Annotated in this window: 14 protein-coding genes and 2 pseudogenes; 3 read left to right on the top strand and 13 right to left on the bottom strand. The window is 61.0% G+C overall.

Annotation, left to right across the window (positions count from 1 at the left end; genetic code table 11):
• Positions 1 to 2: 2 nt before the first annotated feature.
• The 7 genes and pseudogenes from glgA to ACXR0M_RS26145 form a co-directional block, all read right to left on the bottom strand.
• Positions 3 to 1,589, bottom strand: coding sequence for a glycogen synthase GlgA (glgA, locus tag ACXR0M_RS26175; RefSeq protein ID WP_458834511.1), 1,587 nt, complete (start codon positions 1,587 to 1,589; stop codon positions 3 to 5).
• Between the two features lie 560 nt (positions 1,590 to 2,149).
• On the bottom strand, positions 2,150 to 3,103 hold the full coding sequence (locus tag ACXR0M_RS26170) for a D-2-hydroxyacid dehydrogenase family protein (protein WP_458834510.1): 954 nt from the start codon (positions 3,101 to 3,103) through the stop codon (positions 2,150 to 2,152).
• Between the two features lie 13 nt (positions 3,104 to 3,116).
• Positions 3,117 to 4,169 (bottom strand): alpha/beta fold hydrolase, encoded by a 1,053-nt coding sequence (locus ACXR0M_RS26165; RefSeq protein ID WP_458834509.1) that lies wholly within the window; start codon positions 4,167 to 4,169, stop codon positions 3,117 to 3,119.
• An 85-nt stretch (positions 4,170 to 4,254) separates the two neighbouring features.
• Positions 4,255 to 4,689, bottom strand: a complete 435-nt coding sequence (locus ACXR0M_RS26160; RefSeq protein WP_458834508.1) for a YqaA family protein — start codon at positions 4,687 to 4,689, stop codon at positions 4,255 to 4,257.
• The gene (locus ACXR0M_RS26155; RefSeq protein WP_458834507.1) at positions 4,689 to 5,135 is read right to left on the bottom strand and encodes a DUF411 domain-containing protein; all 447 of its coding nucleotides are present in this window, start codon (positions 5,133 to 5,135) and stop codon (positions 4,689 to 4,691) included. The genes ACXR0M_RS26160 and ACXR0M_RS26155 overlap by 1 nt, the downstream gene beginning before the upstream one ends.
• 371 nt (positions 5,136 to 5,506) lie before the next feature.
• Positions 5,507 to 6,034, bottom strand: a pseudogene (locus ACXR0M_RS26150) (methyl-accepting chemotaxis protein); the annotation flags it as partial.
• A 333-nt stretch (positions 6,035 to 6,367) separates the two neighbouring features.
• Positions 6,368 to 7,498 (bottom strand): annotated as a pseudogene (locus ACXR0M_RS26145) (HAMP domain-containing protein); the annotation flags it as partial.
• A gap of 377 nt (positions 7,499 to 7,875) precedes the next feature.
• Between ACXR0M_RS26145 and ACXR0M_RS26140 the strand changes: the two are divergent.
• A complete protein-coding gene (locus tag ACXR0M_RS26140; RefSeq protein ID WP_458834506.1) occupies positions 7,876 to 8,403 on the top strand; it encodes a hypothetical protein in 528 nt (175 codons plus the stop codon).
• A gap of 40 nt (positions 8,404 to 8,443) precedes the next feature.
• Here ACXR0M_RS26140 and ACXR0M_RS26135 read toward each other — a convergent pair whose 3' ends face one another.
• Genes ACXR0M_RS26135 through ACXR0M_RS26115 form a run of 5 tightly spaced genes read right to left on the bottom strand, consistent with a single transcriptional unit; the run spans position 8,444 to position 15,497 of the window.
• Entirely contained in the window at positions 8,444 to 9,376 is a 933-nt protein-coding gene (locus ACXR0M_RS26135) for a GNAT family N-acetyltransferase (protein WP_458834505.1), read from the bottom strand.
• Positions 9,373 to 10,662, bottom strand: coding sequence for a phenylacetate--CoA ligase family protein (locus tag ACXR0M_RS26130; protein WP_458834504.1), 1,290 nt, complete (start codon positions 10,660 to 10,662; stop codon positions 9,373 to 9,375). The genes ACXR0M_RS26135 and ACXR0M_RS26130 overlap by 4 nt, the downstream gene beginning before the upstream one ends.
• 36 nt (positions 10,663 to 10,698) lie before the next feature.
• Positions 10,699 to 13,101: an acyl-CoA reductase gene (locus tag ACXR0M_RS26125; protein ID WP_458834503.1), complete on the bottom strand. Its 2,403-nt coding sequence runs from the start codon at positions 13,099 to 13,101 to the stop codon at positions 10,699 to 10,701.
• Between the two features lies 1 nt (position 13,102).
• Complete coding sequence (locus ACXR0M_RS26120; protein WP_458834502.1) at positions 13,103 to 14,233, bottom strand: LuxE/PaaK family acyltransferase; 1,131 nt, start codon at positions 14,231 to 14,233, stop codon at positions 13,103 to 13,105.
• 43 nt (positions 14,234 to 14,276) lie between these two features.
• Complete coding sequence (locus tag ACXR0M_RS26115) at positions 14,277 to 15,497, bottom strand: MFS transporter (RefSeq protein ID WP_458834501.1); 1,221 nt, start codon at positions 15,495 to 15,497, stop codon at positions 14,277 to 14,279.
• Between the two features lie 539 nt (positions 15,498 to 16,036).
• Between ACXR0M_RS26115 and ACXR0M_RS26110 the strand changes: the two genes are divergently transcribed.
• A complete protein-coding gene (locus ACXR0M_RS26110; RefSeq protein WP_458834500.1) occupies positions 16,037 to 16,225 on the top strand; it encodes a hypothetical protein in 189 nt (62 codons plus the stop codon).
• Positions 16,226 to 16,243: 18 nt separating this feature from the next.
• Here the strand turns inward: ACXR0M_RS26110 and ACXR0M_RS26105 are convergent, their stop codons facing one another.
• Entirely contained in the window at positions 16,244 to 16,621 is a 378-nt protein-coding gene (locus tag ACXR0M_RS26105) for a fe2+ zn2+ uptake regulation protein (RefSeq protein ID WP_458834499.1), read from the bottom strand.
• 275 nt (positions 16,622 to 16,896) lie between these two features.
• On the opposite strand from ACXR0M_RS26105, the gene pvdQ reads away from it, so the two are divergent.
• Positions 16,897 to 19,245 carry a bifunctional acylase PvdQ gene (gene pvdQ / locus ACXR0M_RS26100; RefSeq protein ID WP_458834498.1) on the top strand — a complete coding sequence of 783 codons (2,349 nt, stop codon included), beginning with the start codon at positions 16,897 to 16,899 and terminating at the stop codon, positions 19,243 to 19,245.
• The last annotated feature ends 41 nt before the right edge of the window (positions 19,246 to 19,286 follow it).

Below are 19,286 nucleotides of genomic sequence, written 5' to 3'. Positions count from 1 at the left end.
GGTTATTTGTGGTGAGTTTTACCCAGCGCCTTGGCGACCAGTTGTTCGTAGAGTTCGGCGTACGGTTCAACCGCTTTGGACCAGTTGAACGGCGCGGCCATGGCCCGGCAGCGCATGGCATTGAGCAGCTCGGGGAAGGCGAACACCTTGAACGCGCGGCTCAGGGCTTCGCGGTAGCTGTCAACGGTGGACTCATCGAACAGGAAACCAGTGACGCCATTCTCGATGGTGTCGGCCAGCCCGCCGGTATTGCGCGCCACCGGCAACGAGCCGAAACGCTGCGCATACATCTGGCTCAGGCCGCAAGGCTCATAGCGCGATGGCATCAGCAGGAAATCGCTGCCGGCGAACATGCGTCGGGCGTCGGTTTCATTGAAGCCGATGCGCACGCCGATCTGCCCGGGGAAGCGCAGCGCCAGTTCACGCATGGCTTGTTCTTCTTCCGGCTCGCCGCGACCGATGATTGCGATCTGGCCGCCGTTCTGCACGATGTACTCGGACACCGCTTGAGTCAGGTCCAGACCTTTCTGATAGACCAGACGCGAGACCACGGCGAACAGTGGGCCGGTGGAGTCGTGCAGGCCGAACAGTTCGCGAACATGGGCGGCGTTGATCGCCTTGCCTTCCCAGTCGCCAATCTGAAACGGCGCGAACAGGTGCGGATCAGTCGCCGCGTCCCAGCTCTCGTCGATGCCGTTGGGAATGCCGCTGAGCAGGCCTTGTTGCGTCTTCGAGGCGAGGAAACCGTCGAGGCCGCAGCCGAAATCCGGGGTGGTGATCTCTTGCGCGTAGGTCGCGCTGACCGTGGTGATGTGGCTCGAATAGGCCATGCCGGCCTTGAGGAACGACATCTTGCCGTAGAACTCCATGCCTTCCTGTTGCAGGGCATGATCGGGAATGCCCAGCTCCGGGCAGGAGCCCAGACTGATCACGCCCTGGTAAGCCAGGTTGTGAATGGTGAACAGGGTCGGGGTGCGCTGACCACGCCAGTGCATATAGGCAGGCGCGAGGCCGGCGGGCCAGTCATGGGCATGCACCAGATCCGGGCACCAGTGAATTTGTGCGAGATTGGCGGCGATGTCGGCAGCGGCCAGGCCCAGACGGGCGAAGCGAATATGGTTGTCCGGCCAGTCACGGCCGTTGTTGGCGCCGTAAGGCGAACCTTCGCGCTCATAGAGTTCGGGACAGATCAATACGTAGATCACCAGACCATCGGGCATGTCCATGCGCCCGATCTTGCACGGTGGCAGCGCGGCATGGCCACCGAGTTCGCCGATGACGTGAATCGGGTTATCGCTGTGCATCACCTGCGGATAACCGGGGATCAGCACGCGCACATCGTGCAGATGCGCCATCGCGCGGGGCAGGGCCGCGGAGACGTCACCCAGTCCGCCGGTCTTCACCAGGTCGGCGATTTCCGAAGTGACGAACAACACTTTCTTCTTGTTGGGATTCTGGCTGGCGACGGGCGTCAGCGTTTTGGTACCCGGGACGTTGATCGACCGGCTAGCGGGAATACCTACCGTGCTCGACTCGCCAAACGTCTGCTGAGCACGCTCTCCCTGAATTTCCAATGCCGCACTGATCATATGAATCTCCCGTATCGTTGATCTGATTCTTGTCTCGAACAAACTATGGCCAAATCCTGTGGCCGGGCGCAAACGCGCCACGCATTGGTGAGCAAAACGCTACCCAACACGCGCAAGCAGAATGGGTGAAGGGGGCGTTGCAAGGATTGCACCAGTCACGTTGCCCCTGTGCTGCAGATGACCCGCCGCAATCAGCGAAAGTTTCGACTATTTTTCGACTTTGTGACCGAGCGGTTTTAACCGCAAAAAATCAGTCTAGGCCAGATCCTAGAGCGGGCGAGAGCGAATGGGTAAATTGTTCGACAATCGGTCGGGAGGCATTGAATTACCTGCTTTGCAGACCGGAACGCACCGACGAAGTGCAGATTTTTTTGCGGGAGAGGGCCAAAACGGTGACCGGGCGGTCACGATGTTGTGCTAGCGGGGAGGGAAGGTGCACCGTTGCGGTGCGAGATTTGTTGATCAACCCTGTAGGAGCTGCCGAAGGCTGCGATCTTTTGATCTTGCTTTTTAAAAACAAAATCAAAAGATCGCAGCCTTCGGCAGCTCCTACAGGGGGCTCAGTTCAGGGTTCTGATTGGGTTCCCCGCCGCCCACGCCTGAATATCCTCGATCATCTGCGCAAAGAACTGCTCATAGTTCTGCTGGCTTACATACCCGACATGCGGTGTCGCCAGTACGTTATCCAGGGTGCGAAACGGGTGCAGCGCCGGCAGCGGTTCCTGATCGAACACGTCCAGCGCAGCGCCGGCGATCTTCTGTTTCTGCAACGCCTTGATCAGCGCCGCTTCATCAACAATCGGCCCGCGCGCAGTGTTGACCAGCAGCGCGGTGGGTTTCATCCAGTCCAGCGCTTGCGCATCGACCAGTCCGCGGCTGCGCTCGCTGAGCACCAGATGCACCGACAATATGTCGGCCTGTTCGAACAGTTGCTGTTTGCTGACGTAGCTCACGCCGGCCTGCTGGGCACGTTCAGCGGTGAGGTTTTCGCTCCAGGCGATCACGCGCATGCCGAACACCTGACCGAATTGCGCGACCTTCTGGCCGATGCTGCCCAGACCGAGGATGCCCAGGGTCTTGCCATGCAGATCACCGCCCAACCCTGTCTGCCAGCCGCCGGCGCGCAGGGAATTGGCTTCATTGAGCAGATTGCGTGTGCCGGCCATGATCAGCGCCCAGGTCAGTTCCGGCGCCGCGTGCTTGTAGCTGTCGGTGCCACAGACTTTGATCCCGAAGCTGGCGGCAGCCTGCATGTCCAACGCCGCGTTGCGCATGCCGCCGGTGACCAGCAGTTTGAGGTTGGGCAGGCGCTGCAGCAGGTCGTGGTCGAACCGCGTGCGCTCGCGCATCACGCAGATCACCTGGTACTGGCTCAGACGTTCGGCCAGGGTGGCGTTGTCCGCCGGGTAGTCATGCACAAACGTCACTTCGCCGATGCTGTCGAGCGCCGACCAATCGACCACATCCCGTGCCACGTCCTGCCAGTCATCGATCACTGCAATCTGCACCGCCATCAGTCTTACCTCATCAACGAACGGGATTGGGGTTGTTCAGCCAGCCGAGCAAGGCCTGATGAAACTTTGCCGGTTCTTCCATCTGCGGCGCGTGGCCGAGGCCGGGGAACTCCACCAGCGTCGATTGCGCAATCAACTGCGCGACCTGCTTGCCGAGCACGTCATAGTGGCCGATTTTCGCCTTGACCTCGGGTGAGGCGAGGTCTTTGCCGATGGCCGTGCTGTCGGACATGCCGATCAGCAACAGGGTCGGCATTTTCAGGTCCTTGAACTCGTAGTACACCGGCTGAGTGAAGATCATGTCGTAGATCAGCGCCGAGTTCCATGCCACCTGGGTTTTGCCCGGGCCATTGCTCAGGCCGGCAAGCATCTCGACCCAGCGCTCGTATTCCGGTTTCCAGCGGCCGTCGTAATAGGTGGTGCGCTCGTAATCGCGAATGCCTTGCGCGGTGACCTTCAGTTCGCGCTGATACCACTGATCAACCGTGCGATACGGCACGCCGAGGGCCTTCCAGTCTTCCAGTCCGATCGGGTTGACCAGCGCCAGTTGCTCGACCTGATCCGGGAACAACAAGGCATAGCGGGTGGCGAGCATGCCGCCGGTGGAGTGACCGAGCAGAGTGGCTTTCTGGATGCCCAGCGCCTTGAGCAGTTGCTGGGTGTTGCTCGCCAGTTGCTGGAAGCTGTACTGATAGTGATCGGGTTTGCTCGAGGTGCAGAAACCGATCTGATCCGGGGCGACCACGCGATAGCCGGCTTCGCTCAAGGCCTTGATCGAGCTGTCCCAGGTGGCGGCGCAAAAATTCTTGCCGTGCATCAACACCACGGTGCGGCCGTTGGCCTTGCCGTGGGCGGCGACGTCCATGTAGCCCATCTGCAGGGATTTACCCTGAGACTGAAAGGCGAAATGCTTGAGCGTGTACGGATACTCGAAGCCTTGCAGCTCCGGGCCATACGTGCGGCCGGCGTCGGGCGCGGTCTCGGCAGGCGTGGCCGCGTGGGCAAACAGCGGCAGCACGGCAGTCAGGAACAGGCCGGGCAGCCAGCGGGTCAGCGGGACGGACATAGGACAAACTCCATGGAAATCGGCCGATGCTGGAACGGCGGGATTAGGGCGACGTTAACCACAGGCAACCGCAGCGGCGAAATGTTCAACCGAGCCAACCCAGTGTCAACATCGCCACTACCGCGTAACGGGCACCCTTGGCGAGGCTGACAATCAGCAGAAAGCGCCCGAGAGGCTCGCGCATGACGCCGGCAATCAGGGTCAGCGGATCGCCAATCACCGGCAGCCAGCTGAGCAGCAGCGACCAGTGGCCATAGCGTTCATAGTGTTTGCGCGCGCGGGCCATATGTTTGGCGCTGACCGGAAACCAGCGCCGATCCTGAAAACGTTCAAGGCTGCGTCCCAGCCACCAGTTGACCAGCGAGCCCAGCACATTGCCCAGGGTCGCCACCGCCAGCAGCCCCCACAGCCAGTAACGCTCGCTGACGATCAAGCCGACCAGCAGCGCTTCGGATTGCAGCGGCAACAGCGTCGCCGCACCGAACGCCGCCGCGAACAGCCCGAGATAGGCACCCGCCATCAATGCGCCGGGTAGTCCGCCACCACCACGTCAGTGCCGTCCTTCTTCAGGCCGATCACTTGATAGGCATCGCTCATGCCATCCATTTCCATGCCCGGCGAACCCATCGGCATCCCCGGCGCCGCCACGCCCAGCAGGTCGTCGCGCTTGCTCAGGGCCCGCACTTGTTCAGCCGGCACGTGGCCCTCGACGAACTTGCCATTGATCAGCGCGGTATGGCACGAGCCCAGGCGCGGGGGCACGCCGTGTTGTTGCTTGAAACGGCTCATGTCGCTTTCGACGTGGTCTTCGACCTTGAAGCCGTTGGCTTCGAGGTGGCTGATCCATTTTTTGCAGCAGCCGCAATTGGCATCGCGGTGCACTTCGATCGGAATCAGGTCGGCAGCCTGGGCCAGGGAGGAGAGGAGCAGGGCGCTGAGGGCGGCCAGTTGCAAAGGATTTCGCATAAGAAGGTTCTCGACTCGCGGATAAACCAATGATGACCTGTAGTGAGGGGATTTATCCCCGATGGGCGCGAAGCGACCCTTTATAAGGCCCGCTGTGCAAGCCATCGGGGATAAATCCCCTCACCACAGAACATGTGCAGGCGGCCATTTTGACCGGATTATCCGACCCGGTATCAACGGAGTGTTGCAAATTGATACCGGGCAGGCTGGCAGGATGATCGTGGATCAAGCCTGACAGGCTGCTGAGTGAGGCATTACAAATCTGTCAGCCCTGTAGGAGCTGCGGCACGCTGCGATCTTTTGATTTTGATTTTTTAAAAACAAGATCAAAAGATCGCAGCCTTCGGCAGCTCCTACAGAAAAGCGGGGAGTCAACGGACCTTGAAACGGCCCATGATCGCGCTGACCCGGCTGTTGGCTTCCAGCAGCTGGCGGGTGTTGAGTTCGCTGGTCTGGCCGCTTTGCACCAGTTCGTCGACCATGTGGCGGATCTGCACCATGCTGCGGTTGATCTCTTCGGTCACCGCGCTTTGCTGCTCGGCGGCGGTGGCGATCTGCGTGCTGAGGCTGTTGATCTGGCTGACCGAACCGGCCATTTCGTCCAGCCCCGAGGTGACCCGCGCCGTAGCGTCGGCGGCGGACTGGCAACTGGCCTGGGTGTTTTCCATGGCGCTGACCGACGAACTCACGCCTTGAGTCAGGCGGGTGAGCATTTCGTTGATCTCCGAGGTGCTGGCCTGGGTGCGGGCGGCGAGCGCACGGACTTCATCGGCAACCACGGCGAAACCGCGACCTTGTTCGCCGGCGCGGGCCGCTTCAATGGCGGCGTTGAGCGCCAACAGGTTGGTCTGCCCGGCAATCGCGCCGATCACCCCGAGAATCTCGGTGATGCGTTGGGCGTCTTGTTGCATGTTCTCGACTTTCTGCGTGGCACTGGCCACTTCGTCGATCAGCGCCACCACGCTGTTGGTCGCTTCACCGACTACGACCCGCGAACGGTCGGCGTTTTCGTTGGCGCGCTGGGTGAAGGCTGCGGTTTCCGCGGCGTTCTGCGCCACGCTGTCGGCGGTCGAGCTCATTTCGGTGATGGCGGTGACGGTCTGATCGGTTTCCGAAGCGTGGCGCAGCAGGATCTGGCTGGTGCGCGCCGAGGTGCGCTGCAGGTCTTCGAGACTGCCCGCCATGGCGCCGGTGGCCTGGGTGACTTCGCCGATCATGTTTTGCAGGTAGGCGATAAAAGTGTTGACCGAGTGGCCGATGGCGCCGAGTTCATCTTCGGCGCGAATGGTGATGCGCCGGGTCAGGTCGGCATCGCCACTGGACAGCAGATCGATATTGGCTTTCAGCGCTTTCATCCGCGAAATCAGTTGGCGGATCGCGTAGACCTGCAACAGCACCAGCAGGATCACCAGTGGAATCTGCAACATGCTCAGGGTGCTGAGCACGTCGTCACGCTGGGCGGTGAGCATCTTGGTCGGCAGGGCGCTGGCGAGGAACCACGGCGTGCCCTCGATCGGGCGCATGAAGAAGGTGCTGGCTTCGCCGTTGTTGTCAAACTCGACGCGTTGTGCTTGATCGCGATTCTGCAGACCGGCCTTGACCTGGCTGGCGAAGGTCGAACCGGCGGCCAGTTCACTGATGTTTTTCAGCACGATCGGGCCGCTGATGCGCGAGCTGTTGCTGATGATCTTGCCATCGGCCTCGACGATCAGCATTTCGGCGTTGAGGTCTTTTTCCTTGCGTGCCACCAGGTCGTTGAAAAAGCCCAGGGTCACGTCGATGGTCGAGACGCCCCACGCCGCGCCGTTTTTCTGGATCGCCATGGCGCAGTTGGTGCGTGGCTCGGCGCTCGCATCATCTTTATAGGCAGCCGCCCAGGCGCACTGACCGCGCGGGGTCTGCATGCCGCCCTTGTACCAGCTCTGGTCGTAGTAGTTGGGCGCGGCGTCGCTGTTCCAGAAGGTGTTTACCGCCAGTTTGCCCGAGGCATCGCGGTGCCAGAAGGTGCTGAACTTGTTGCGCCCGGCCTCACGCTGGCCGGGCAACGGCCAGATCCCGCCGCCAAACACTTTCAGCTCGCCGTACTGGTCGACCAGTCCCGGCAATACCGTGTCGATGGCCGCACTGTCCAGCAGAGGAATGGTCTGGGTGATGCTGCGTTGCTGGGCCTGGACCTTGTTCAGTTCGCCCTGAATCTGCTCGGCGACTTCGGCGATCCGGTTGAGCACCACCTGTTCTTCGGTGTGACGCAGCTTGGGCGCGACCAATTGGCTGATGCCGACCACGGTCAGTACCGACAGCAACAGGATGAACAGAACCAGAAACAGGGTGTAGCGAGCCTGAATGGTGCGGAATGCGGGCATGGATACCGGTCCTTGAGCTGCGTTTTTTTATTGTGGGGTCGGGGAAAGCGGCGGGGTTACACCAGCGTATCGTCGGCGCGCGACGAAGCTTTAGGTACTTTCGTGCAGTAAATCGCGGGACTGACCAAAGGCAGGTATCGATGCTGATACAAACCCTTCAGTCGCCTGGTAACGGCGTCTGAAAACAGCGACGGCGTTCATGCCGTTTGCCATTAAACCCCCAGTAGCAGGGCTGTCATGATTTGTATCGAGAATGTACTGAAATTGTAAGCGACTGCACCAAAAGGGTTGGTGCCATTAGTTGGCCGGTAGATACTCCCCGGCATTCGCGTGGTCCTTCACGGATTTTTCATGGTTTTTTCACAGGGAGTCTTCTCATGACGATCGGCATTGTCGGCGGCTGGGAGAGCAAGGCGGGGGTGCTGGTTCGCAATACCGGCGCGAAAAAGCAAGTGAATCAGAGCGTCAAGGTGCAGCAGATGCTGAGCATGGTCGGCAACGATCCTAACGCACTGAACACTGCGGAAATGGACAAGCAGGGCCTGCGCAAGAACATCAAGGGCTTTGATCCGTCGAACGTCTCGGTCAAACAACTGGGCAATCTCAGCGTTTTCCTGCGCAGCCGTGGCCTGATCTCCGAGATCACTTCGTTCACCCTGCTCAATGCTGGCGACAAGTTCGATCGTTTTGGCGTGACCAAGGACGTTGATGCCAAATTCAACGCGCTGGAGTACTTCGCGACCCAGCTCGATGCCATCCAGAGCAATGGCCTGAATGGCAACGCCTACGGCAAGAACCTGATCCCTGAATATAAAAAGGCGATCTACGTGCTGCAGAACCTGAAGACCTATGGTGAAGGCAACGCGGCAAAACCTGTGGACGAGGGTGTCAAGGCCAAAGCTTGAGCCTGACCTTTGCGGCCCGCCCATTTTTGGGCGGGCCGTTTCATTTCCGTCCCCGGTAATTTTCCGCGAACGCCACGGCCTGCTCCTGCAGGTGCTGCATGTGCGGGCAGTGCAAGGTCTGCGTGGAGGGCTGATAACCGCGATGGAACAGCGCCAGCCAGCCCTCGCTGCGCTCATCGGGCGTGATCCCGGTGAAGGCGAAACCCATCGCCGCCAGCGCATGCGCTGCGCGGTCAAAACCCTCGGCCAGTCGCAGCCTGAGTGAAATCAGCCAGTGTGTCGGCAGTTGTTTCAACTGTTCGAGCAGATTGTCATCAAGCGCCTTGAGCACCATGTCGTAGCGGCCTGTCACCTGTTCGAAGCGTACTTTCGGCTCCCGCCAGGGCGGCGCTTTTTCAACGCTGCCAAACACCGCTTCCAGGTGCACCATCAACGCACGATGCGGCTGCGGCCAAGGCAACCGCGGAAGCGGGCGGCGATGCTCGGTGATGCCGCGGTGGCCAATGATCAGCGTTTCCCGGTTCGGCCCGCCGAACGGACAAGGCACATAGTCCGGCAGCAGACCGCAGTTGTGAAAGCCGAGTCCTGCAGCCATGCGTTGGGTATACAGGTGGTGAGTCACCTGCTTGATCGTGACACCACGGCAATCAAGGGCCTGCGCATGTTCCAGCAATTGTTGACTCAACCGCGTAGCGATGTTTTGCCCGCGCACCTGCGGGTGCACCACCGTCAGTGCCAGCTCCGCCAGTGAGGCCTGGCCCGCTTGGCGAAACAGGCTGGCGTGCCCGCAGAGGCGCTCCTCGATAATGGCTACCAGCGAGTGCCAGTGCCCGTTCGTCTGGTTCTGACTGATCATGTGCGGCAGATATACCTGCGGTTGCGGGTAATGTTCGCCGTAGATGGTCTGAAACAGGCCACTGACGGCCGCTCCATCGGCGTCGCGGTAGCGGCGCAGGGTTACCTCGCCCCTCATGCCCGCTTCTCATGCACGTTGGCATAATCGCGCCGGTCGACAACGCGCATACGCTTGCCGGAACGCGGATGCCGGGTCAGTTCGTCGATTGTGCAATCAATGACCTGCAGGTCGATCAGATGCTCGGCGTGCAATTGCCCGATCAACGGATATTGCTCGATCAACGCCTGGCGCAGTCTTGCAGACGCCCGGGGGATGTCAGGGTTTTGCCTGTCCGCTACCCATCTGAGGCTCAGCAGGTCTTTTTTTCCTTCTTGCTGGATGACCAGTTGCCAGTCATCACTGTCGCCGACGGTCTGCAGCAGGTCGCCAATCGCCGCGATATCCAGGCTCAAGACACCGACCCGTACGCGCTGGCTGTGCATGCTGCGACCCGCGATCACGAACTTGCGCATCGGCGTGGCGGGCGGTTCGCACCAACTGGCGAGGTCGCCGACCGGGTAGCGGATGACCGGCATCAGGCGTCGCGTCAGGTTGGTCAGGATCAGGCGCCCAACGCGATCACACTCCTCAATGACTTCGCCGGTCACCTCATCGATGATCTCCAGCACGCTGTGCGTGTCCAGCATCCGGTGTTCACCGAGGGCGCAATCGCGGGTGCTGATGCCGATCAGCCCGGCATCGACGCTGGCATAGCCCATGGAAGCGATGCGCGCGTTCGGAAATACCCGCTGCAGCAATTGCAGTTGCGCGCCGAACAGGCTTTCTCCGCCGTAAAGCAAGGTATCGACGCCGTCCAGCGTTTGCGCGTGGCGCTCAAGCCAGGCAGCGAACTGCAGAAAATGCGCCGGTACGCCGGCCAGTACGTTGATCCGGTGAGTCAGGATCGAGTCGGCCAGTACCGCGTGGTCGACGCCGCCGGTGAAAGGGAACTCGCTGATCGAATTTGCAACATGGGCCAGGGCGTCGTGAACGAACAGGAAGCTGGCGTACAGATCACCGACGAAAAACAGATTGGCGACGCGATCACCGGGGTTCAGTTGCGCCGTCAGGTGGTGGCCGAAATCTCGTACCAGGGTCTGCCATTCTGCGCGGGTGAACACTGAAAGTTTGCCGTTGCCGGTGGTGCCGCCGGTCTTGAACACCTGTGCGTCGTCAAGGGGCGCAGTCAACACCGGCCAGTGATCCAGACTCTGACTGCCATGCCAGTATGACTCGGGGTCGATCAAAGGCAGTTCAGTCAAGGCACTGATATGCGTTGCGACGTTATTGAAGTGTTCACGGTAATAGGCGGAGTGTCGACGGGCAAAATCGTGAAGGGCGTTCAAGTCATCGGTCGTGGTCATGGTTTTTTTTCTTATGAAAAGGGTGGTCGGCGGCGGTCAGCGGCGTTGGTCAATCACAGACGGTGTCTTGCCGCTGTGCGCGTTGCGGACAAACTGCTCAACGGCACATTGCTCGACATCCAGCGTCAGCAACCCGGTCTGCACCAGCGTGGTCAGCGTCTGGTAGTTTTTCAGTTGCCGATGGGCACAGGCCGGCTCCAGAGGACAGCGCAGGCGCAGACGTTCCAGCCCATCGAGGGAGTGATCGAGGATCAGCTGAAACGGCACTTGCAGGTGTTGCGCCAGCGTCGCCAGCGAGATGAAGTCGCTGCCGATACGCAACAACTTGCCGTGGCGCGCAAGCAGCTCGAAGCGCGGTGAGGTCAGTCCGCAGGCACACGGGCCGGGGAGCCAGCGGCCGCTGTCGCCGATGTCATAGCGGCGCACGATCTGGCCCTGGCGGGCTCGGGAAGTCACCAGTAAACGCCCGGGCTCGCCGTCCTTGACCGGTTTGTCTTGGGCAAAGTCGACGATCTCCAGATGCTGGATATCGCTCATTACATGGAAAATGCCGTCGGGTGTGGCGTGGCAGGCATGGCCCAGGGGACCGGCATCGACGCTGCCGTAGATCGCCGAACGAATCAGCCGCACGCCGCAGCTCTGCAGCAGCTCGCGAGTGGGCTGGCTCAGGTGTTCGCCACCGACAAACACTTTGTCGATGCCGCCATAGCGGCGCAGTGTCTGCTGCTCGTCGAGAAACAGCCGGTGCAAGGTGCTGGGCATACCGATCAGCACGCTGACCTGCTGCTGCACGATCAGTTGCGCGATCTCGCGGTAATCGTCGTCGGTTGGCGCGCCCATCGGCCAGTGGCTGACTTCCAGCAGTTCCAGGACTTTGCTGAAACTGGAGAAGCCGCCATACAGCCCGCCACTGAAAAACAGGTTCATCACCCGGTCGCGCAGCGGCTCAAGACCGGCTGCCAGCAGCCCGTCGGCGGTTGCGCGCATCTGGCGCTGAAAGTCGTGGTAACTGAAGCTGGACAGTGTTGGCGTGCCACTGCTGCCTCCTGAGCGAAAGTACAGCTGCGCCGCCGGCGATGGGGGCTGGCTGCTGAACGCCTGCTTGTCCATGATCGGCACACCCGCCAGCGCCGGCGGTGCCGGCTGGCGATCGAGCGTGGCGTGATTCGCCAGCGCGTCTGGCGCCAGGCTCACCGACACCCGTCGGCTCAAGCGCTGCAAGGCGTAAACCCCGTCATGCGGTTCGCCCTCGTAGCCGTCGTGGATCGCATCGATCGGCGCGATGCGGGTGACACCGGCGGCAATCAGCGTCTGTGACAGTTCGCCGATCTGCGTTTCGGCACACAGCAGCGCACAGCTTTGCAGGACGTTGCGCCACGGCAGCAAGGTCGCGGCGAGTTGCGCGCGGGGCACGGGCTGCAGCAGCAGGCTGCGAAACAGCGCAGAGGGCTCCAGTTGCTGATCGTGGCGCCAGATCACCCGCCAGCCCGGCGCATGCCACACCTTTCCGGTTTGCCCGGTAAAACTCTGCGTCAGCCGTGCCAGCGCCGTGCACGTGATGATCTGCGAGGCTTCCTCAAGTGTCGGTGTGAGCGCCGGCCATTCACCCGCGCGACGTTCAAAGGCCTCGGCCAGTTGCGCGCCGATATCGTGCAGCACGGCGTCGTCGTCACTGTCCACCAGCAGCCATTGCGGGCTGGAACAGGCTTGCTGATCGAGGCGGCAGACTTCGTCGACGATGGCGTCGAGTCGCGCTGGCGTCACGCCGTTCGGGGTCAGGTAGGCGAAGCTGATGCGGTGTCCCCAATCGATCCAGCGGCAGCCGGCAGGAAGCACCTGGCGAATGGCGCGCAAGGCGCTTTCGCCGCCCCACGCCGAAACACCGTTGGCCAGTCTGCACAGTTGGCCGATCTGCTCGGTGGTCGCCGGCAGCACGGCCACGTAGCTGGCGAGTTGTCCGCTGGGGTCACATTGGAGCAGCCCCTGAAGCAACTGCGCGGTGAAGCCTGCGTCTGTGCTGCTGGGCCGCAACCAGTTGACGTTACCGCTCAACAGGCCTTCGACGACGGCACAGAACGCCAGCAACGGCGCGTTGGCCGGCGTGATGTGCACCACCAGGCCCAGCGGGCTCCAGCGTTCGAAGCGTGACTGGCGATAACGGATGCGGCGCAGTGAGTCGGGTTGATCGCCGAGTTCGCGATCGAGTTTGGCCTGCAGCGCGGCGGGCTGGCAGAAATCGATCAGTGCCTGACGTTGCCCGGCATCCAGCGCCAGCGTCAGCGACTGTTGCTGCAGACGTTCGGCAAAGGCTTCGGTGGCGCTCAGCAGCGTACCGGTTTGCAGCGGCGTCTGCAGATGTTGTGGCAGTTGCGGCAGCAGTTGCTGTAACGCACTGTCGAGGGTTGCGTCGGTGTGCAGGTGTCCGTTGATCAAGTACATATCAGTGTTTTCCCAACAGTTCGGCGGCGGCCATGGCACAGCTTCTGGCGGCAACGGTGCCGGCGCGGCCATGCAGTTCGAACCAGTCACTGGATAATCCACAGGCACAACTGGCGCCGGGGTGCAGGGTGGCGAGATCACTCATGACCACCGCGTGCGCCGGACTGGAAGAAATGTACGGCGAGACCAGACTCAGCAATCCACGCTGTCCATACGGCAGAACCGAGCAATCCAGCGGACTGCGCACGTAGGCCTTGGCGTAGACCGGCACATGAAAGTGATGGTGGGCACACTCGATGTACGGCACGGCGTGCTCGACCGCGCCATAACCATCGCGACAATCGCACGTGGTAATGCCCAGTTGCTGTTCGATGCGCGCATATAACTGCTGTCTGGGCACTTCCTCGGCGGCGCGGCTTTTCCAGCCGCCGCCAAAAAATGCCAGGGATCCGCCCGGCAACTGCAGGTCCGCGACCCCGGTGGCGCGCATGCGTTGCAGGGTTTCCCAGAGAAAGGCCGGGAAGCCGATGATGCGCACCGGCAAGCCTTCCTCGGCGAACGCTTGCAGCGCGGCAATGACGCCGAACAGATCAAACTGGTGACCGTCGCCATTGGCCCGCAACGCGTACGCTACCCTGTTGACCGGGGCGAAGGTGCACAGGAACTGATCGGTAAAGGACGTGCCCAGCGTGATGGTCTGCTCCGGCTCATAGCTCAGCAGCAGGTAGTTGCAGGGTGTGTGCGGCGTGATCCAGCCGTATTGCGCGAAAATCCGCTCGACCATGTACTGCGCCGCTTCGAGGCTACGCGCGTCATAGCGCATGCGGCTTTTCTCGCCAGTGGTGCCGGACGAGGTCAGTTCCAGAGCGTCCTTGCCGGTTGTGCTGAGCAATAAATGCTGCTTGAAGAATTGGGTGAAAATCGGCGGCAGGCATGACCAGTCATCGAAGCTTTCCAGGTCTCTGGCGTCTACGCCATTGGCGTTCAGCCAGTGTTCATAGCCTGGGGTGTGTTCGATATGAAAGTGGCTGATTTCGACCATGGCCCGGTCGAACAGACCTGCCGGCACGGAGTCCGGACAATAGGCAGCCGTCAACGCACAGAGCGCGTCGCTGTAAGGAAAGTGATGCATGGCGGGGTTTCCTTTTATGTATCCATTGCGCAGGGGGAGAAATTCAGGGGCGCAGTAAAGGCCGTAGCAGCGGCAGGCTCAGCCAACCGCCGAATGCAGCGTACAGCGCGAAGTCAGCCAGGCTGCTGGCACCGCCGATGACGGAGATCAGGGTTCCTCCTGTCCCCATCACGACAATCGAGAGCATGCCGATTGCTGCGCAAACCAGGCCTTTGCTGTCATCGCTGGCGAACAGTGCCAGTCGATACAGCGCGGCGTTGCTCATGCCGAGCCCGGTGGCATACAGCGCGAGACTGGCAATCAGGATCGGCAGCGCTGCGCTCGATATCGCCGTGCCGATCAGGGCGACCAAACCCAGGCAGAACGGCCAGAGGGCGATTCGAACGACCTGTGGCAGCGAGTGCCTGACGAGCAAGCGATCCAGGATCAGATTGCCGGCGATCACGGCGCAGAACACCGGTATCTGCCACAGGGCATATTCGCGTGAGGACAAACCCGACAACTGCATCAATAATACTGGCGACAGCCCGATCCAGGCGATCAGCGGCAGACTCATCAAGCCCAGCGCGAGGCTCGCGCGCAAGAAGCACCGGTTAGCGAGCAATGCCCGATAGCGTTGCCCGAGCTGCTGTGCATTGAACGCAACGGGCGCCTGTTGCTGACCGTCGTTGCGCACGACGCCGATGGTCTCCGGCATCCAGGCATAGAGCCCCAGCCAGGCAACGGCCGCCGCCAGGCCCAGGGTCAGAAACAGGCTCCGCCAGCTCAACCATTCGAGTAACAGGCTGCCGAGCAGTGGACCCAGCAACGGCGAGAGCAGCGCGACATTGCCCAGCAATGCCATCAGGCGCACGGCATCCGCCTCACGGAAGACTTCCTGCAGGGCCGGGTAGCTGACCGCCACGATGAAACCCAGGCCCATCCCCTGAACCAGGCGCAACAGGTTGAACGCCTCGATGCTGCGGGTGAAGAACGTAGCGGCGCAGGCGATGCCGAAGAGCGCACAACCGGATAACAGCACTCGTCGCCGGCCATACCGGTCGGACAGTGGCCCAATCAGCCATTGCAGACAGACGCCGCCGATCAGGTAAAGATTGAATGCGTGCGGCACATGCCGCGCATCCACGTCGAACCCGCAGGTCACGGCCAGCATGGCTGGCATGATCAGATCGCTGGCCATATAGGTCAGAAGTTCGAACAGCGTTATTGCCAGACAGAAACCGAATGCCTGTCCAGGGCTGATATCAATGAGTGTTCTTTGCATGCGCTGAGGAGCCTGTGTCGTTCGACTTCAAGAGCGCAAAGGGTAGGGCGACAGGGAGAGGGGTTACACAGTGGGAGTGTGACTTCAGTTATCAAAAATATGCTTGATGTTGCAGAGCTTGGAATCCTTCGAGCAGTGGAGATTAGTCCTATCTGTGCGAGGGAAAAGAAGCTACAGAAAGCGCCTACTTTCCTGTAGGCGCGGGCATGGCCGAAACAAAGTTTGTAACGGTTTATCGCTGAATCATTCGCTATCGATGATAGTAACCGGGGCCTTCCTGGTAGCGATGATGGTCGTGCCAGCCGCCGTGAGGGAAAATGATGCAGCCACTCAGGGTCAGTACGGCAAGGAGGGGAATCAGCCAGGTGATTCGACGGAACATTTGAAAAATCCTCATGGTTACGCCGCCATGAAGCCAAAACTCTTCAGCGGCTGTAACATGAGACCGCGTTTGCCGCGGCCCATCCCCGCAATACGGTATGTGCATGGCATGCGACCGGATACAAACCGGATACATTTGAATGTTTCAGGAACCCGCAATGACCCAGAAGCAACGTTTGAAATACTCGATCCTGATCGCCCTGTCGGTGCTGGCGATCATGCTCGGCCTGTCCTGGCTGCAGAACAACGGGATGATCAGCCAGAAAATGTTCCAGTACATCGCCATGGGCGTGGCGGTGGTCGTGGTGGTGATCAACGGAGTGATGCGCCGCAAGGTCAAACCCTGACGGCGATCGCGGGACGCTTCAATCGTTATTGAGCACGGCAGCAGCCTGTGGATGCAGGCTGTAACTTTTGTCCGGGTTGAAGGTGACTACACCTTCGGCGCACAGCCGCTTTAGCACTTCTCGCACACTGAGAAACGACAACGGCACGTCGAGGTCGAGCAATTGGCTGTGCACGCCGCGCACCCCCAGGCGTCGACCGCTCTGTGCGGCGACGAGCAGGGCGTCGATGACTTTCAGGCGAATCAGGCTGGTGCGCAGGCCGAAGCTCTTGAGCAGCAGGCGAATGCGCTCATTGCCCAATCGCTCGGGGCTCGGTGCGAAACTGCTCGCGCTAGGGCTCATGGCCGCTCCTTTGGGTGCCTGGCTACCGTCCGTTGGTAGTTGCGAGTTGTACATGGGATTACTCCTTTGCAGAGCCTGATCAGGAAACGTTTTGCCAGCTCTCAAAAACAAGACGTTTCAGCACGACAAATCATGAAAGGAAATATGTAGAAATTTTGTCGGTTATTCGTGGTTTTCCCGTCAGCACGGGATTTCACCACCGCGCTGCAGGCTAAATTTTTTCCGCCGGGTTCGTTTCCTGAATAGCCACCTTGCGCCCGGGCGCAGGCGTCAACTTCAGAGCGGATCCGGCGCACGCGTCGATCCTTGCCCATCGATCAGGAGCGTGTGTGATTATTTCCAGACAGTTAACCCGGCTGGCCATTGCCGGTGCGTTTTTCGGCTTCGGTCTGTCGGCCCATGCGTTCAGTCCAACCGCTCAGGCCAGCAGCGATCAAGCCAGCGCCGAGATTCGCCGCACCGGGTTCGGCGTGCCGCACATTCGCGCGCAAAACGAGCGCGGCCTGGGCTTCGGTATCGGTTACGCCTACGCCCAAGACAATCTGTGCCTGCTGGCCAACGAGATCGTCACGGTGAACGGCCAGCGTTCGCGGTTTTTCGGGCCGGACCAGTTCACCGTAGAGGAACGCGAAAACCGCGTCAGCGATCTGTTCTTCAACTGGCTCAACACCCCGCAAGCGGTGAAGGCATTCTGGGACGCGCAACCGACTGCCGTGCGCGACCTGATGCAAGGCTACGCCGCGGGTTACAACCGTTATCTGGCCGAACGTCGTCAGCAGGGCTTGCCGCAGCAATGTCAGGGTGAATGGGTGCGTGATATCGCTGCCGAGGACCTGGTCAAGCTCACTCGACGGCTGCTGGTCGAGGGCGGTGTCGGCCAGTTCGCCGAGGCACTGGCCGGGGCGACACCGCCGCAGGCGTCGGCCCAGGTCAGCCGCAATGCGCAGGCGTATCGGCTGGCGGATGCTCGACTGCAACGCTTCGCCCTTGATCGCGGCAGCAACGCCGTGGCCATCGGCAGCGAGCGTTCGTTCAACGGGCGCGGCATGTTGCTGGCCAACCCGCATTTCCCGTGGGTCGGTGGCATGCGTTTTTACCAGATGCACCTGACCATTCCTGGCAAACTCGATGTCATGGGCGCGGCGCTGCCGGGGCTGCCGATGATCAACATCGGCTTCAACCAGCACCTGGCCTGGACCCACACGGTCGATTCGTCGAAGCACTTCACCCTGTATCGTCTGCAGCTCGATCCAAAGGATCCGACACGGTATGTGCTGGACGGCCAATCGCTGCCGATGCACAAGCAGAGCGTGACCGTGCAGGTCAAACAGGCGGACGGTCAGGTGCTGCCGGTTACGCGGGACATTTATAGCTCGCAGTTCGGCCCGATTGTGCAGTGGCCGGGCAAACTCGACTGGGACCAGCAGTTCGCTTATAGCCTGCGCGATGCCAATCTGGGTAACGATCGGGTGCTGACGCAGTGGTACGCGATGAATCAGGCAGCGAATCTGCAGGCGCTGCAGGATTCGGTGCACAAGATCCAGGGCATCCCGTGGGTCAACACCCTGGCGGTGGACGACAAGGGCCAGACGCTCTACATGAATCTGTCGGTGGTACCGAACGTCAGCGCCGAGAAACTCGCCCAGTGCAGCGATCCGCGCGCCGGTTTGCAGATGATCGTGCTGGACGGTTCGCGCAGCGTCTGCGCCTGGGACATCGACCCGCAAGCGGCGCAACCGGGGATTTACGCCTCCAGCCAGTTGCCGCAATTGCTGCGCAAGGATTTCGTGCAGCATTCCAATGATTCGGCGTGGCTGGTGAACCCGGCGCAGCCGCTGAGCGGGTTCTCACCGCTAATTAGCCAGGAAGGTCAGCCGTTGGGGCTGCGAGCGCGGTTTGCTCTGGAGCGTCTTGGCACTTTGGGCAAGCAACGGGCGGTAGCGGTCAAGGATCTGCAACAGATGGTGATGGATGATCAGGTGTACCTGGCGACTCAGGTGATGCCGGATCTGTTGAAGTTCTGCGCTGCTGATGCGGCAGCACCGAAGTCGGTCTGCACCAGTCTCAAGGCGTGGGACGGCAGGGCGAATCTGGATTCGGGGATCGGTGTGGTGCATTTCCAGAACGTCATGCAGGTCTTGCTTGAAGCGCCGGATGTGTGGCGCGTGCCATTCGATCCGCAAGATCCGCAGCACACGCCGCGCGGTCTGGCGATCGGGCAACCGGCGGTGACCAGGGCGATCAGTGAAGCTATGCAGGCCTCGGCCGCCAGCGTCGAGAAAATGGGCCTCAAGCCGAACGCACGTTGGGGTGATATTCAGGTGGTCAGCAGCGGCGCGCAGCAAACCGCGATTCACGGCGGACCGGGGACTTTGGGCATTTACAATGCGATTCAAAGTGTGCCGCGCGAAGACGGCAAACTCGAGGTGGTCAGCGGCACCAGCTATCTGCAAGTGGTGACATTCGACGACAAGGGCCCGCACGCCCAAGGACTGCTGGCGTTTTCCCTGTCCAGCGATCCGGCGTCGAAATACTCCCGCGATCAGACCGAGTCGTTTTCGAAAAAGCAGTGGAGCACGTTGCCGTTTACCGAGCAGCAGATCACCGCTGATCCGCAGTATCAGGTGCGGGCGGTTCGCGAGCTACCGGAGCAGCCGGCCAAGGTGGCCGCGCAGTAAACGATTGATCCGTGCCTGAACGAAAAAGCCGCTGCACCCTG

The organism is Pseudomonas sp. Eth.TT006, assembly GCF_054456575.1.
This window is presented reverse-complemented; position numbering and strand designations above follow the sequence as displayed.

Bases quoted from the DNA above. Each gene is read 5' to 3' on its own strand.
- glgA (WP_458834511.1), bottom strand. From the start codon at position 1,589: ATGATCAGTGCGGCATTGGAAATTCAGGGAGAGCGTGCTCAGCAGACG.
- ACXR0M_RS26120 (WP_458834502.1), bottom strand. From the start codon at position 14,233: ATGCATCACTTTCCTTACAGCGACGCGCTCTGTGCGTTGACGGCTGCC.
- ACXR0M_RS26165 (WP_458834509.1), bottom strand. From the start codon at position 4,169: ATGTCCGTCCCGCTGACCCGCTGGCTGCCCGGCCTGTTCCTGACTGCC.
- ACXR0M_RS26170 (WP_458834510.1), bottom strand. From the start codon at position 3,103: ATGGCGGTGCAGATTGCAGTGATCGATGACTGGCAGGACGTGGCACGG.
- ACXR0M_RS26110 (WP_458834500.1), top strand. From the start codon at position 16,037: ATGACCCAGAAGCAACGTTTGAAATACTCGATCCTGATCGCCCTGTCG.
- ACXR0M_RS26135 (WP_458834505.1), bottom strand. From the start codon at position 9,376: ATGAGGGGCGAGGTAACCCTGCGCCGCTACCGCGACGCCGATGGAGCG.
- ACXR0M_RS26130 (WP_458834504.1), bottom strand. From the start codon at position 10,662: ATGACCACGACCGATGACTTGAACGCCCTTCACGATTTTGCCCGTCGA.
- ACXR0M_RS26160 (WP_458834508.1), bottom strand. From the start codon at position 4,689: ATGGCGGGTGCCTATCTCGGGCTGTTCGCGGCGGCGTTCGGTGCGGCG.
- ACXR0M_RS26155 (WP_458834507.1), bottom strand. From the start codon at position 5,135: ATGCGAAATCCTTTGCAACTGGCCGCCCTCAGCGCCCTGCTCCTCTCC.
- ACXR0M_RS26140 (WP_458834506.1), top strand. From the start codon at position 7,876: ATGACGATCGGCATTGTCGGCGGCTGGGAGAGCAAGGCGGGGGTGCTG.
- ACXR0M_RS26105 (WP_458834499.1), bottom strand. From the start codon at position 16,621: ATGTACAACTCGCAACTACCAACGGACGGTAGCCAGGCACCCAAAGGA.
- ACXR0M_RS26115 (WP_458834501.1), bottom strand. From the start codon at position 15,497: ATGCAAAGAACACTCATTGATATCAGCCCTGGACAGGCATTCGGTTTC.
- ACXR0M_RS26125 (WP_458834503.1), bottom strand. From the start codon at position 13,101: ATGTACTTGATCAACGGACACCTGCACACCGACGCAACCCTCGACAGT.